The sequence below is a fragment of the Deinococcus ficus genome (assembly GCF_003444775.1).
Lineage (GTDB): Bacteria > Deinococcota > Deinococci > Deinococcales > Deinococcaceae > Deinococcus > Deinococcus ficus.
Genome location: NZ_CP021084.1, coordinates 67,922 through 82,913 on the forward strand (window position 1 = coordinate 67,922; position 14,992 = coordinate 82,913).

The window sequence follows — 14,992 nt, forward strand, 5'->3', positions numbered from 1 at the left end:
AGCAACTCGATCTGACGTCTGAAAAGGCCCACTTCCACAGAGCTGGGCCGTTGTCCTCTGCAATGCGGCTTCGGAACACGGAATAACACCCTTTCACCCCGCACGGGGTGTGGGCTGGTCATGTTGAAATCCGCCGTCGAGCACGCCGTTAAGGACCTCTGCCCGCTGTTCCTGAGCAACACCCACTACGCCTCCGCGCCCCGGCTGATCAAAACCCAGCCGGACAAACGCGTTGAAATCGTCCTCAACGGCGACCTGCTCACCGGGCAGCACACCTACGGCGTCCTCACCCAGCCGAAGCTGTCTCCCAAGCCCGGTGCGGAGCCCATCGGCGCCGAAGCGCTGGACAAGACCGGTGAACAGGCCCGCAGGAAGGCCAATGACGCTGCCCGACAGGAACTCCTGAAGGTCACCCCGGACCTGAAGGTGCTGCGGCGGTATTCAGGCGGCGGCGGTCTGGGCGAATCGATCAACGAGTACTACACGCCAGGCGTGGTCGCCCGCGCGATGCTGGCCGCCTGCGGGGAGATCCGCACCGACGCCAAGAAGCCCGTGACCATCTGCGACCCCGCCTGCGGACCCGGCACCCTCCTCACCCATGCGCCTCAGAACGCCCTTCTGATCGGCGTGGAGCTGGAGAAGACCAGTGCAGCCATCGCGCAGCACCTGCTGCCCCACGCGCACATCGTGAATCAGCCGTTCGAGGCCTTCCACCTGGGCTGCGCCGACGGCCTCTACGACTACGTCCTGGTCAACCCGCCCTATGGTCCCCGCGCTATGCGCCACCTGGACGACAAGCACACCAGTCTGAACGAGCACTACTTCGTGCTGACCAGCCTCAGACGGGTCCGCCACGGGGATGGTGTGGTCACTGCGCTGGTCAACCTCAACCTTGCGGGCGGCAAAAGTCACGCCCGCTGGCGCACGGAAGTGGCGCGGATGGGCCGGGTGGTGCATACGGTCATGGTGCCTGAAGGGGCGTTCAAGGCGTCCGGCGCGAGCGTCAGCACGGTCATCCTGACCATCCAGCGGCACGACCTGGGCGTCGCTGAGGCGCTGAGTGTCCTGGACGATCACGAGGTTCGCGCGGTGCTCGACGAGTACGACAGCGGCGTGCGCTTCTACGCCGGCGAGAGCGCCTACACCCAGGACGAGAAGGGGCGGTACAGCATCCGGAACCGGTACCACCCCGAGTTCCGCCTGAGTGACGACGTGAAGATGGTGCAGGGCAACTTCGACCAGCCCACCTACCCCGGCGAGGTGATGGCCGACGCAGCCCGCCTGGCGCTGATCCGCGCGCAGGTCACTGCTGAACTCAAGACCAAGGTGACGCTCAACACCGTGCTGGGCATCATCGGCAAGAAGTACGGGGATGCCAGGCTGAAAGAAGCCCGCGGGGAGGCAGCGCAGGCCTCCCCCTCGGCCATTCCCTATGGGCAGCGCAGCCCGGACGGCAACTGGATCATGACCGCCGCCGGCTGGAAGCCCACCGACAACTTCTCCCGGCCGGAGGTGGCGGACGCCCTGCAGGTGGCGAACATGCTTGCCACCCTGCTCAGGGACCTGGCTGCGGAAAAGGACACCCGTCACGTGCGGCGCGTCCTGGAGAAGCTGCACCGCGAGTACCGCGGCAAGCACGGGCCGTACCCTCGCCAGCGGCTGGCTCGGTTGACGGGGCGCTTCTCCTCTCTCGGCCTGCTGCTGACGCACCTGAACGAGGAGGGCGACCTCACGCTGCCCAGGCAGGAGAGCGACCAGCTGAACTTCACAGGGACACCTGCCGAGGTCGCGCAGCAGCTCGCCGACCTGATGCTCCTCACCGAGGACAGCCTGATGGAACACACCGGTGTCAGCAGGGCGGAGGCCGAGGCGTTGCTCACGCCGTACTGCTTCACGGGAGAAATCTGGATCAAGGAGGGGGTGTACTACTCCGGAAACGCGATCTTCAAATCCCGCCAGGCGCGTACCGACGCGGCCCTGCACCGCGGCGCTCGTCAGCAGGCCCTGCTGCGCCAGGCCGACGAGTTCCTGCGCCGTATCAAGACCGTGACCTTGCAGGACATCAAGGTCAGTCCCCGCGACCCGATCATCCCTGAGAACGCTCTCGAGGCGTGGGTCAACCACTACCTCGGGTGTGTGGATCGCGACGGTAAGCGGGCCATGATCGTCACGCGGGTCAGCGGAGCGGTGAAGTTCATCCTGCGCGCCCGTCAGGAAAAGAGCGACAACCTTCAGATGCGCAAGCAGGTGGACGAAACCGCGGCGCGGGACCTGATGTTCTTCCTGAACCACAACACGCGACTGGCGCGCATCGAAGGCGCGAGTGACATGAGCCGCGAAGAGTACCGCGCCGAGCGTGCCGCGGCCATGGAAGAAGCACGGGACTACGAGGAGCGCGTGACCATGAACTTCCAGTCCTGGCTGCCCGGCAGCGGCTACGCCGACGAGGTGGTGCAGTGCTACAACCAGACCCGCGCAGCGCACATCTCCCCGGCTGGCATCACCGACCCCCTGCCCCTCGACGACTGGAAGGGCCCGGCGCTGCATCCCTACCAGGCAATGGACGTGCGGGCGATGGCCGCCACCAACGGCATGATCTGCGGATACGACGTCGGTCTGGGCAAGACCTTCGCGTGCCTGGCACTGGTCGCCTACCTGCGCCGCCTGGGCCTGGTGACCCGGCCGGCCGTGATCGTGCCGGCGGGCCTGATCAGCAACTGGTCGGTGAACGCGGCGCTGGCCCTTCCGAGCTGGCGGGTGTTGACGGTCGGCATGAGCCCGGTGCTGAACCCGGACGGCACGCAGAAGCACAAGACCCGCCGCGACGGGTCATTGATGCTCAACGAGCACGGCCAGCCCATCCCGGTGTGGAGTGAGGACAGCACGGCCACCCGCAGGCTCAAACTCGCGCAGGTCGCGGCCGGGCAGGCGGACCTGGTGATCATGTCCCGTGAGGCCTTCACCAGCGTCCCCATGACCGAGGAGAACCGCGACCACTACATCCGCACGGACGAGCAGTACCTCAAACGGATCGAGTCGCAGGAAAGCTACGACGCCCGGGGACGCAAACCGAAACACGACGTGATGAAACGAATCCTGGCATTTCAATCTGCTTGTCGGGCCCGTTTGAAGCAAAACGGCGCGAATGATATCCTTTTTGAGCACCTTGGTTTAGATGGATTGTTCCACGATGAGTGCCACAGCCTCAAAAACTTGTATTCCGCACCCACGGCATTTGGAGAAACGCCCAAGTTCCTTGGTGGTGGTTCTGAGAGCAATCGCGCGCTCGACGCAATGCATAAGGGGCGATATGTAAGATCAAAAGGCGGCAAAACTTACGGATTCTCGGCCAGTTGGGTCAAAAATTCGCCTATCGAAATCAGCAGTATGATATCACAGATTTCGGATGACCTGCCTCAATACGGCCTGACCACCAATGAAGTTCTGATGGACCAGTATCTTAAAATAGAACCGCGCATCATTACAACTCTGGAAGGGGACGTTGATGTCCGGCCGGCGGTTGTGGGATTCCAGCGCCTCAAGGAACTGAAGAGCATCATCGACTCCAAGGTCGTGGTCCGCACGGCGGCCGACCCTGAAGTGGTCACCCGCAGCGGCAAACTTCACGTGCCCAGGATGGTGGAGCGCGAAGTCACCTTCGACATGCACCCGGAGCAGCGTGACCTGTACCGTCAGCTGCGTCTTCAGGCGAGCTGCGCCAAGGGCAAGGACAGGGGAGAGGACCACACCTTCTCGGTCATGTGGCGCATGCGCAAACTCACGGCCGACCCGGCCCTGCTCGGGCTGAGCATCCCGAACCCCCGCTTCGAGGTGCTGGCCCGCGAGGCGCTGCGCGTCCGTGCCGAGGGGGGCAAGAGCCTGGCGTTCCTGTCGATCGGCGAGAAGGACGGGTCGTTCGAGCGGCTGAAGCAGACGCTGATCGACGCCGGGTACCCCGAGCACGAGATCGCCATTGTCACGAGTGCCACGCACCGGTCGAGTGTCGACCGCCAGAACCTCGAGGACGCGTACAACTTCGGGGATCTCACGCTGATTCTCGGCAGTGAGGTGCTCGCCGAAGGGTTCAACCTCCAGCACGGCACCAAAGCGATCATTCACGGGGACATTCCCTGGAACCGGGAGGGGATCCGGCAGCGCAACGGCCGCGGCGGACGGCAGGGCAACAAGGAAGCGGAAGTCGAGTGCCTGTTCCTGCTCCAGAAGGGCAGCTTCGACACCATCACCTACACCGTCATGTCCGGCAAGGCCGGCTGGCAGGCGCAACTGGACGGGCAGCACGACGAGGCCATGAACACGGCGGCCGAGTTCGGCGCGGATGAACTCGCCATGCTGATGAGCGACGATCCCGAAGCCACGCGCCTGATGATCGAGAAGAAGAAAGAGGAACTGGCCGAACTGACCGGCCGGGCCGCGTTCAAACGCCGCCTGCAGGTCCTGTACAAGGCCTGGAACGCCCGCGGGCACCTCAAGACGACCATCGAGCGCGCGCAGCGCCGCAAGGACGGCTGGACGGCCCTGGACTACCTGAGGGTGGCGCACGCGCGCCGGCAGCACAGCAGCGCCGTGCGCGAGCTGGAAGCGCCGGAGGTCTTCGCGCTCAACCACCTGGTGAACTACCGGCAGCACATCGCCTGGGACTGCGGCCTGCCCTTCCACGCCGAGATGACGTTCACGCTGGACGACGCGCGGTACCGCATCAACCGCCTGGACCCCAACGAGGCCCTGTGCACCGCGGAAGGAGTGGGGACCACCGTCACCCTCGCCCTGCGTGACATCGCCCGCCGCGGGAGTGACTTCGCACCCTCAGACGCCCGCTTCGCGTATGACGAGAAGCCCGCCACGGAAGGCATGCAGCTGGCGCGCGTCACCATGCCCGGCAACGTGCCGGTGCAGGCGCTGCTCGCCGGCCGCGTCGACCCGACCCCGAAGCGCAACGAGGGCGTGGTGAGCGTGGTGGTCAACGGCAACGTCGTCGAGTCGGTGACCGGCACGAACACCGCCACGCTGCGCATGCACCTCAGCCGCGGCGCGACGCTGGTGCACTACCTCACGCAGGAGTCCAAGGAGGGGCTGGTCATCAGTCACGTCGTGGTGATCTGCCCCAACGACAAGCTGCACCAGAGCACGACTGGCCTGCTCCAGGACAGCCGGTTCCACCAGCGCCTGAAAGACATCGTGGAAACCGCACTCGCGGCCTGACCCGTCCGGGCCGCCAAGTCAACCGCGTTTCACCCCGCCTCGGCGGGGTGGGCGTGTGTTGTCGGTGTTCCCTTCCTCCCCAGACGGGCAGTTCCCCTGCTCCGTTCACCCCCTGCCCAGGAGTTCCGCCGTGTCCAATTCACCTCCAGAACGCGCCGCGACGTTGCGTTCCGCCTCCGTTCCCCTCGCGCACCTTCCGGTCTTCATCGCCCCTGACCCGCTTCACCCGGCCCAGCTGACCGTCACCGGGCGGCAGGGCACGCCGTACAAGGGCGTCCGCGTCACGCTCCGGCACAGCAGTGAGGCGGATGACCTCGCCCGGGAACTGCCGGCGCATCTGCTCGTTCCGCCGGTGTGGGAGACCGCGCCGCCCGAGGCGCACACGTTCGCGTGGGTCAACGGGTACCTCACGGCGCGGCGGTACACGCTGCCGCGAGGGGGCATCTTCACGCCTGCCCGGCTGCTCCACCCGGACGCGCTGCCCAACCCCTACGCCGACGACGGGGAGAAGGCCGCCTTCCGCGCCGGCCTGGCCGCGTACCTCTCAGCGGTGCACGAGAACGTCGCCCGCAACCAGCCGCAGCCCCCGGCCCCCATTCCCATGCCGCCGCCGCTTCCTGCCCCCACACAGGCGTCCTAAGGAGCCCTGCCATGTCCGATCAACGCACCCTGTTCGACTCGCCTCTGGCGCTCACGATCCAGAACGTCCCGACCGACCGCATCAAACCCGGGGACAAGAAGAACCTCATCCCGTCCATCAACAAGGTGGGCATCCTGCAGGCCATCCTGCTCAAGCCCAGCCTGGACCCGGAGTTCGAGTACGAGATCGTGGACGGCTCACGGCGGCACCACACCGCCATGACGTACAAGCTGCCCACCGTCAACGCCCTGGTCACCGACGGCAGCAGCGCGCAGATCGCCGCTGCACGCGCCATCGCCAACACCGCCCGCAGCCCCAACCCTGTCCAGGAGGCCATCGCCTGGCGTGAAGTGATGGCCGAGGGGATCTACGCCGACGTGCAGTCCCTCGCGCGGGACCTGGGCGTGCCGGTCAAGCTCGTCAAGAAGCGCCTGAAGCTCGCCACCCTGCCAGCGCCGATGCTCGACGACCTGCAAAACAACAAGCTCGCGGAAGGCACGGCCGAGCGCATCAGCCGCCTGGACACCAACTACCGCGCGCTGGCCCTGGAGGCCTACCGGACCGTCACGCAGGACGGCACGCGCTTTACCGACGACCACCTGCAGGACATCCGCCGGCGCAAGAGTGACGAAACCAAAGGGGCGGTCCTCGGCGTGCTCGACCAGATCAGCATCATCCAGCCGCTGATCGCGCTCTCGCCCGCCACCGTGCTCGCCGAGCAGGTGCGCAGCATGGCCCGGGACCGCGGCGTCACCCTTGACGACCTCGCCCGCGAACTCGGCATCCGCCTCCCGGACAGCCCGCAGGCCGCCGCGCCGGTCACCCCGGGCCAGGTGGCCGCCCCGGCCGAGCAGCCTGCGCCGGCCTTCACGGAGGAACCCTGGGACTTCGGGGTGCCCCTGACGACCCCGGCGGCCGCGGCGGACCTGCCCGCTGAATTCGGCTTGAACGTCAACAACATCTGAGCGCCGGGGCGCGCCGGGCTTCCCGCGCGCCTCGCCGTCCTTCCCGTTCCAAGGAGTCCGCATGACCCTCAGCAAACGCACCCCGACCAGTTCCGTTCCGCCCTCTGCGATCTGGCATGCCGGCATGCTCGCCAAGGGCGGCGCCCGGCAGTGCGGAAGTGGACGCACGGCCGGCAGCATCTACGTGGAGGCCGGGCAGCCATGCGGCGGGATTCCCGTCGAGCAGTTCCTCACCGACGCGCCCTGGTCGGTCGATCCCGACCAGATCCACATCACGCCGATGGGCGTGACCCTCCTCGAAAAAGACGGGGTGACGCACATCCTCGACTGGGTGGGCAGCGAGCATTACGAGTACCCTGCGGACTTCATCGAGGAGGCGCGGCGGATGGGGGTCTCGCGCAAGATTCCTGTCGGCACCAACCTGTCGGGCATCACGCCGCAGAGCACCATCATGCTGCTGCACAAGCGCGGCAGCGTCCGGAATGCCCGGGCGGTCAGCGCCGCGTCGTCCATGCTGTGCCCGAGTGGGCAGCACAAACGCGGGGAGGACTGCGCAGGGCTGCACTGGGTGATCCCCGGGCAGGGCGGCACCACCCGGCGGCAGCTGACCTGCGGGACGTATGAGGTCACGCCCCTGCCGCCCCACGCCCCGGACCCGGAGTATGTCCCGGCCATCTTCATGGTGATTCCCATCAGCGCCCTGACGATCATCCGCAATCACGACGGCAGCATCAGCGCCCAGGCCCAGAACGCAGTGGAGCGCTCAGGCTTCATGCCCGTCATCGTCGATCTGTAATCCCGCAGAGGAGAGCCGCGCCGCTCTCCTCTTGCCTTGCATTCCCCCAGGAGCCTGCCATGACCGTCCCCGCAGTCCAGAACGTCCCGAAACCCACCCACAGCCCGTGGGGCACCGTGCAGCGCGCCAGTGAAGTCGTCCCGGGCGTGTGGAGCGTCAGCACTGCCGGGCACGGCGGCCTGTTCATCGCGCCGGAGCTCAACGCTCAAATTCCCGAGCACGTGCGCGACGCGCAGGGCTGGTACGAGGAGGACGAGCAGTGGTGCGTGCCCTGGGTGCTGCTCGGCCTGCCTCCGCGTCCGTACTGGGCGCCCGGCACCGACCCGGCCCGGGACGCCCTGAAGCACCACCTGCCGGACCTGTACGAAGCCCACTACGGCGTAACGCTGCAACCCGGCGAGAGCCTCACCCGCGACCGGGAGACCTTCCTCGCCGCGCACCAGCAGGACTTCATCGTCTGGAGTGCGCTTGGCGCGCACGCGCACCCGAACATCGCGCCTGGGACGTGCGGCGTCATCGCCTCCCGCGGAGGCGTGGGCACGCCCACCGAGGAGCGGCGGTACTTCCTGATCAGCGCGGAGCGGTACGCGGCGCTGCAGCAGGCCCAGCGGTTCGGGTGCGTGGTCACCGACGAGTTCACGCCCGCCTCTCCTGAGTTCCTGGCACTGACCGAAATCACCCACCTGTCGTGACCATGGTCTGAGATGCAGCCTGATGTCACCCGGCCTGACGCCGTCTTCCTGATCAACCTGGTGTCGCGGTACGCCAAAGACCCCGCGTACGGGCATGGCGACCGCGCAGCGCTGTACAGCGTCAAGGCCAGCGGCATCCGGCAGCTGTGCCGGGACGGCCGGCTGCGCGCGACCGAGCTGCACGAAGGCCGGTGGGCCCTGGCGGACCGGTTGGGTGCTCAGTCCCTGCCCGAGTGGCTGGCGTCGAGCCTCCAGGCGTCGGAGTTCGCGGCCGAACCGCTCGACGTCCAGGTCCTGGAGGCACACCAGGTCACGCCATTCCACCTGGGCATCCCGAACGTCACGCCGCGCACCTCCTGGCCTGACCTCTCGGCGTCGCAGCGGTCTCAGCTGCATCCCCGGGGGTCATGGCTGGTCAGTTTCGCCGTTCCAGGTGAGACGCACGCCTGCCTGCACCAGCCGTACTGGCAGGTCATGGACTGGCTGCCGATGCCGCCTGTCACGACCGCGCGGCTGGACATCGGCCGCTACGGCGAGCCGCCCAGCGACGACGAACGCCGGCAGTGGCCACTGCCGCGCGTGCTGCAGGCCCTGAACGTCTCACCGCATCACCGCCGGTTCTTTCCGGGCCGCCTGCGCCGCACGGCCCGGGAACCGCCCGTGCCTGCGGACTGACCACACTCACGCCCGTCCACCCTCCGCCCCTTCTACAGCCACGACTCGGGAGTTCCTCATGCGCAAAAACATTCTGCTGACCCTGTCCATCGCCCTCGCCACCACGGCCTCTGCGCAGTCCACCATCAAGATCGGCGTCATCACGTCCGTTACCGGCCGTTTCGCCGAGTTCGGAAAGATGCAGCTGGCCGGGTTCAAGGTCGGCGCGGCCGAAGTCAACCGCAAAGGCGGCATCGGCGGCCGCAAGATCGAACTGGTCATCGAGGACAACGCCTCGGACGTCAATAAGGGCCTGGCCGCCGCGGAGCGCCTGGTCAATGCCGGCGTGCCGCTGGTAATCAACGAGTACAGCAGCTCTCTCGTCAAGGCGCAGGCGCAGTACCTGGCCCGGCAGAAGGTGCCGAACCTGGTGATCACGTCCAGCGGCGACGACATCACCCAGCCGGGCAGCGAGTACACCTTCCGCCTCAACCAGCCGGCCACCGAGTACGCCCGCGTGATCCTGAACATCTTCCGCGAGAAGAAGTTCAAGACCATGGCAGTGATTGCCGGGACCGGCGCGTTCGAGAAGAGCGTTGCCGACGCCGCTCAGGTGATCGCCCGGCAGTACGGCATCACCATCGTGGAAGACCAGCGGTACGACAAGGGTCTGACGGACTTCCGGCCCGTGCTCAACCGCATCAAGGCCAAGAACCCCGACGGTCTGCTGATGGTCTCCTACGCCGAGGACAGCGTGGCCCTGATGCGTCAGGCGCGCGAGGTCGGGGTCAAGCCCCGCCTGTTCGCTGGCGGGGCGGCCGGCTTTGCCCTGCCGGAGTTCATCAAGGACAGCGGCAGCGCCGCGGAGAGCGTCATCACCGCCACCGCCTGGATTCCGCAGCTGCGCTACCCGGGCGTGCAGAAGCTCAACATCGACCTGAAAAAAGCCCTGAACGGCGCCGACCCCAGCTACCACGCCGCGCAGGCGTACGCGGGCGTAATCGTCGCGGCCGAGGCAATCCGCCGGGCCGGCAGCACCGACCGCGAGAAGGTCAAGGTGGCCCTCAACGGCCTGAACATGCAGACCGCCTTCGGCCCGGTGCAGTTCAAGGACTTCGACGGCTTCCGTAACCAGAACCCCCTCGCGATGGTCGCGCAGCAGGTCCAGGGCGGCCGGTTCGTTCCCATCTACCCGAAGAGCGTCGTGCCCAAAGCCATCAAGTTCGAACGGTAACGCCGCGCGCAGCGCCGCTCCGCACACCACCGCCACCACCGGGGAATGCCGCGCAGGACTGCGTTCCCCGGTCGTCTTGCCTCAAGGAGTCCACATGGATCAAGTGGCCGTCACAGCGTTCTTTCAGACCCTGGTTCAGGGCCTGCTGACCGGGGGGCTCTACGCCCTGATCGGCACCGGCCTGAGCCTGATCTTCGGCGTGATGAAAGTCATCAACTTCGCCCACGGCGACTTTCTCGCCATCGGCATGTTCGTCAGCCTCGCCCTGTTCAAGATGTTCAACATCGACCCCTACTTGAGTCTGCTGGTCGCGGCACCGGCAGGATTCGCGCTGGGGTACGTCCTGCAGCGCCTGGTGCTCACGCGCCTGGGTGACCGTCTCGGCGAGGGCAGCATGCTCGCGACCCTGGGCCTGGGGTTGATCATCAGCAACACGCTGCTGCTGGGCTTCGGCGCGCAGCCGCAGAGCATCAACGTCCCTTACGCCACGAACACGTTCGCGTTCGCCGGGGTGCAGGTCAGTGTGCCGCTGCTCATCGCCGGCCTGGGCACCCTCGCCGTAATCGCTGCCCTCAACGTCCTGCTCTACCGCACCGAACTCGGCCGCGCCATTCGTGCCACGGCGCAGAACCCGCTCGGGGCGGAGCTGCAGGGCGTGAAGACCAGCAACATCCAGGCGATCGTGTTCGGGATGGGCGTGGCCTTCGCCGCCATCGCCGGGGTGCTGCTGATGCCGCTGCTGTACGCCTTTCCCACGGTGGGGGAGAACTACACCACCAAGGCCTTTATCGTCACGGTGCTCGGCGGCCTCGGGAACCTCCCCGGCGCGCTCGTGGGCGGGCTGGTGCTGGGCGTGATCGAGTCGCTCGGCGCGTTCTACGTGAACAACAACTACCGCGACGCGTACGGTCTCGTCGCGTTCCTGCTGGTGCTGCTGCTGCGCCCGGAAGGCCTGTTCGGGAAGACGGTGAAGCGCGTATGACGGCCCTGCCTCTCCCGCGCCCCCGCGCCCTGACGTTCGGCAACCTGTGGCTCAGCGCCGCGCTGCTGGCCGTGCTGCTCATCTACCCCTTCGTGTTCGGCAAGACCATGAACTTCGGCATTTCGACGCTGCTGTTCGCGGGCCTGGCCATGAGCTGGAACATCCTCGGCGGTTGGGCCGGGCAGACCAGCCTCGGGCACGCCGCCCTGCTGGGCATCGGCGCGTACACCATGACGCTCCTGGCGATGCCCGAGCGCGTCCCCGCCTTCTTCGGCGGTCCGGTGGCGCCGTGGTGGGGCGCCCTGATCGGAATGGCCCTGGCCGTGCTGCTCGCGGCCGTGTGGGGCGGGCTGACCTTCCGGCTGCGGGGCAGCTACTTCACGCTCTCCACCATCGCCGTGGCGCTGGTCATCCGCCTGGTGGCGATCAACAGCGAATGGACCGGCAGCAGCGAGGGGCTGTTCATGCCGGAACTGCCCCGCCTGTTCGGCCTGGACCTGTTCGACCGCCGCGTGGAGTACTGGCTGGCCTTCGGGTTCGTGGGGCTCACCCTCGCAGTCACCCACCTGATCCGGCGCTCCCGCCTCGGCTACGCGCTGCAGGCCGTGCGTGAGGACGAGGACGGCGCGCGCGCGCTCGGGATCGACCCCACCCGCATGAAGGTCGTGGCGTTCATGATCTCCGCGGCACTGACTGCCCTGGGCGGCGCCCTCTACGGCATCTACCTGCAGGCCTTCGAACCCCACACGCTGCTCGAATTGCCCATCAGCGTCCAGATTGCCCTGATGGCCATCATCGGCGGCCGCACCAGCATTCAGGGTCCGCTGATCGGCGCGGTGCTGCTCGCGACGTTCGGTGAGGTGTTCCGCAACGTGTTCAGCAGCGCCAACCTCCTGATCTACGGCGTGCTGATCCTGCTGGTGACCCTGTTCGCCCCGAACGGGATCATGGGGCTGTTCTCGGGTGACGGGCGCAAGCTGGGGACCGCGCGATGACCGGGGGTCCTGTCCTGCCTGAACTCACCACCTTCCCCGGTGACGTGATTCACGCGCCCAAAGGCCCGCCGCTTCTTGAAGCGCATGGCGTGACCGTCCGGTTCGGCGGGGTCACGGCCGTCAAGGACATCAGCCTCGCTGTCCGCCCAGGGGAGATCCTGGGCCTGATCGGTCCGAACGGGGCGGGGAAGACCACCCTGTTCAACGCCCTGACCGGGTTCGTGCGGGCCAGTCAGGGCCGCGTGACCTACGCGGGCCGGGACATCACCCACCTGCCGCCGCAGACCCGCGCCCGGCTTGGGATGGCCCGCACCTTCCAGGTCGAGCGTCCCTTCGAGGACCTCAGCGTGCTGGAGAACGTGCTGGTCGCCGCCTTCCTGAAGTACCGCGGCCGCGCGGCAGAAGACCACGCCTACGCGGTGCTCGAGCGGGTGGGCCTGGCCGACCGCGCCGCGCAGCCGGCCGCGCAGCTCAACCTCGCCCGCCGCCGCCGCCTGGAACTGGCCAAGGCACTGGCGATGGAACCCCGGCTGCTCTTTCTCGACGAGAGCATCGCCGGACTCAACCCGCCCGCGCAGCAGGAGATGGTCGCGCTGATCCGCGAACTCGCCCGGTCCGGCCTGGGCATCGTGATGGTCGAGCACATCATGCACGTGATCATGAGCCTGTCGGATCACGTGATCTGCATGGCCTTCGGCGAACTGCTCGCAGAGGGCGACCCGCACGCGGTGGCCGCCCATCCGGACGTCATCCGCGCCTACCTGGGAGATGACCATGACTGACCCCCACCCTGCGGCCCTGCCTACGCCTGACCGGGTGCTCGACGCGCACGGCATTGACGTCGCCTACGGCGAAGTGCAGGTGGTCTTCGGCGTGTCGCTGCACGTCAACAAGGGCGAACTCGTCGGCCTGGTCGGCGGCAACGGCAGCGGCAAAAGCACCATTCTCCGGGTGCTCTCGGGCATGCTCCGGGCGCGCGGCGGCGCCGCGACGTACCGGGGGCAGAACCTCAACGGCGTGCCGCCCCACCGGATCACGGACATGGGCGTGGCCCACGTGCCGATGGGCCGCCAGCTGTTCGGGCAGATGACCGTGGAGGAGAACCTGCTCATGGGCGCGTACCTGCCCCGCACCAAAGCCAACCGGGCCGCGAACCTGGAGAAGGTGTACGCGTTCTTCCCCCGCCTGACGGAAAAGCGCCTGACCCAGGCCGCGGCCCTGTCCGGCGGGGAGCAGCAGATGGTCGCGATCGGCCGGGCGCTGATGAGCGAACCGGAGGTGCTGTTGATGGACGAGCCCAGCCTGGGCCTCGCTCCCCTGGTGGTGACCGAAGTCATGCGCGTGATCGGCAACCTGCGCGAGCTGGGCCTGACCGTGCTTCTGGTCGAGCAGAACGTGCGTCAGGTGCTGAAAGTCACCGACCGCACGTACGTGCTCGAACTCGGCCAGCTGGTCAAGGAAGGGCCGAGCCGCGACCTGATGGACGACCCGGACATCATCAAAGCGTACCTGGGGGTGTAGGCCGGCTCAGTCCGCCAGGCCGTCACTGCGCTCATCGAGGGCAGCCCAGGCGCAGACGCCCATCACGACCACGGCGGACAGCGGCACGTCGGGCTCGCACTGCAGGATGAACCCCGACGACTGGGGTTCATCCTGAAACTTGAAGCGGCCCTCGTTGCGCTGACCCTGCCGGACCACTTCGAAATCCAGGTTCTGCGTCGCGCCCCGGATCATGCCCTGCGCTTCCGGGCCGTCCAGCGCGACCAGCACGGTCAGTCCGCGCATCGTGTCCCCGATCCGGAACTCCAGTTCATGCGGGTCGAACCGCCCGTCGATCCTCACGCCTTCGACCAGTTCGCCGATCATGCCCCGCACGCGGCGGCCTTCGCAGGTCAGGTTGACGTTGCGGCCGTCGAACAGCCCGCCCGCCCGGCCCTTGGCGACGCCGTTGGAGTAGACGAAGTTGAGATCCAGGGCTTCGCCCGCCGCCTCCAGGTGGCCCACCACGTTAGTCATGCCTGCACTGTAGGCCACGCAAAATGACTGAAATCGTTCAAAGGAGCGCCTGCCCCTATGACGCACACCGACCTTCTGCTCGACGCCAGCAACCTGATCGCCCGGTCGTACTTCAGTGCCCGCGGCTTCGGGACGCGCAACGCGGTCCGGGACCGGCTGCGCGAGTACCGGCACGCCCTGCAGCCACGGCACGTGATCGCCGCGATCGACGCCCCCACCAACTTCCGCAAGCAGCTCGACCCCACGTACAAGGGGACGCGGGGCAGCAAACCGCAGGCCCTGGAGGACCTGCTCAACCACAGCGCCGACCTGATGCACGAGCTCGGCTGCATCTGCGCCCAGGCCGACGACCATGAGGCGGACGACGTCATCGCCACCCTGGCCGAGCGCGCCCCGGAGCGCGTGGTGATCGTCTCGACAGACGCCGACCTGCACGCATGCGTGCGCGAGCGCGTCAGCATCTACAGCCCCGCCAACCGCAAGACGTTCGGACCCGACGAGTACGCCCAGCGGTACGGCTTCCCCCGGGACCGCCACTCCCTGTACAAGGCGCTGTGCGGCTGCGCGAGCGACAACATTCCCGGGGTGCCGGACATCGGGCACAGCCGGGCCTGCCAGGTCGTGCGGCAGGCAGGCAGCGTCGAGGCTGTCTACGCTCAGCTGACCGGATTCGACCACCGCACCCAGCAGGGCCTGCGTCAGGTGACGCCCGATCAGCTTCAGCATGCTCTGACCCTCACCACGCTCGTCATCCGGGCGCCCGTGCGCCGCCTCCACCCGGAATGACCCACTTGTCCA

Annotated in this window: 13 protein-coding genes; 12 read left to right on the plus strand and 1 reads right to left on the minus strand. The window is 67.3% G+C overall.

Features of this window, described 5'->3' with window-relative positions; translation table 11 throughout:
- Nucleotides 1–120 precede the first annotated feature (120 nt).
- The 11 genes from DFI_RS18565 to DFI_RS18615 all read left to right on the plus strand — a co-directional run bounded on the left by DFI_RS18565 (nt 121) and on the right by DFI_RS18615 (nt 13,699).
- Nucleotides 121–5,220: a DEAD/DEAH box helicase gene (locus tag DFI_RS18565; protein ID WP_027462654.1), complete on the plus strand. Its 5,100-nt coding sequence runs from the start codon at nt 121–123 to the stop codon at nt 5,218–5,220.
- Between the two features lie 130 nt (nt 5,221–5,350).
- Nucleotides 5,351–5,860: a hypothetical protein gene (locus DFI_RS18570; RefSeq protein ID WP_118376044.1), complete on the plus strand. Its 510-nt coding sequence runs from the start codon at nt 5,351–5,353 to the stop codon at nt 5,858–5,860.
- Nucleotides 5,861–5,871: 11 nt separating this feature from the next.
- The gene (locus DFI_RS18575) at nt 5,872–6,825 is read left to right on the plus strand and encodes a ParB/RepB/Spo0J family partition protein (RefSeq protein WP_027462656.1); all 954 of its coding nucleotides are present in this window, start codon (nt 5,872–5,874) and stop codon (nt 6,823–6,825) included.
- Between the two features lie 61 nt (nt 6,826–6,886).
- Entirely contained in the window at nt 6,887–7,621 is a 735-nt protein-coding gene (locus DFI_RS18580) for a hypothetical protein (protein WP_051307685.1), read from the plus strand.
- 59 nt (nt 7,622–7,680) lie between these two features.
- Nucleotides 7,681–8,313 (plus strand): DUF7007 domain-containing protein, encoded by a 633-nt coding sequence (locus DFI_RS18585; protein ID WP_027462658.1) that lies wholly within the window; start codon nt 7,681–7,683, stop codon nt 8,311–8,313.
- Nucleotides 8,314–8,325: 12 nt separating this feature from the next.
- Nucleotides 8,326–8,988, plus strand: a complete 663-nt coding sequence (locus tag DFI_RS18590) for a hypothetical protein (protein ID WP_027462659.1) — start codon at nt 8,326–8,328, stop codon at nt 8,986–8,988.
- A 58-nt stretch (nt 8,989–9,046) separates the two neighbouring features.
- Nucleotides 9,047–10,201 (plus strand): ABC transporter substrate-binding protein, encoded by a 1,155-nt coding sequence (locus tag DFI_RS18595; RefSeq protein WP_027462660.1) that lies wholly within the window; start codon nt 9,047–9,049, stop codon nt 10,199–10,201.
- Nucleotides 10,202–10,295: 94 nt separating this feature from the next.
- Nucleotides 10,296–11,183 (plus strand): branched-chain amino acid ABC transporter permease, encoded by an 888-nt coding sequence (locus DFI_RS18600; protein ID WP_027462661.1) that lies wholly within the window; start codon nt 10,296–10,298, stop codon nt 11,181–11,183.
- Nucleotides 11,180–12,178, plus strand: a complete 999-nt coding sequence (locus DFI_RS18605) for a branched-chain amino acid ABC transporter permease (RefSeq protein WP_027462662.1) — start codon at nt 11,180–11,182, stop codon at nt 12,176–12,178. Before DFI_RS18600 ends, DFI_RS18605 begins: the two co-directional genes overlap by 4 nt.
- A complete protein-coding gene (locus tag DFI_RS18610) occupies nt 12,175–12,960 on the plus strand; it encodes an ABC transporter ATP-binding protein (RefSeq protein WP_027462663.1) in 786 nt (261 codons plus the stop codon). The genes DFI_RS18605 and DFI_RS18610 overlap by 4 nt, the downstream gene beginning before the upstream one ends.
- A complete protein-coding gene (locus tag DFI_RS18615; RefSeq protein ID WP_420810889.1) occupies nt 12,947–13,699 on the plus strand; it encodes an ABC transporter ATP-binding protein in 753 nt (250 codons plus the stop codon). Before DFI_RS18610 ends, DFI_RS18615 begins: the two co-directional genes overlap by 14 nt.
- 6 nt (nt 13,700–13,705) lie before the next feature.
- On the opposite strand, the gene DFI_RS18620 is transcribed toward DFI_RS18615, so the two are convergent.
- Nucleotides 13,706–14,194 carry a hypothetical protein gene (locus DFI_RS18620; RefSeq protein WP_027462665.1) on the minus strand — a complete coding sequence of 163 codons (489 nt, stop codon included), beginning with the start codon at nt 14,192–14,194 and terminating at the stop codon, nt 13,706–13,708.
- Nucleotides 14,195–14,251: 57 nt separating this feature from the next.
- Here DFI_RS18620 and DFI_RS18625 point away from each other — a divergent pair, with 57 nt between their 5' ends.
- Nucleotides 14,252–14,980: a 5'-3' exonuclease gene (locus DFI_RS18625; RefSeq protein WP_027462666.1), complete on the plus strand. Its 729-nt coding sequence runs from the start codon at nt 14,252–14,254 to the stop codon at nt 14,978–14,980.
- Nucleotides 14,981–14,992 lie beyond the last annotated feature (12 nt).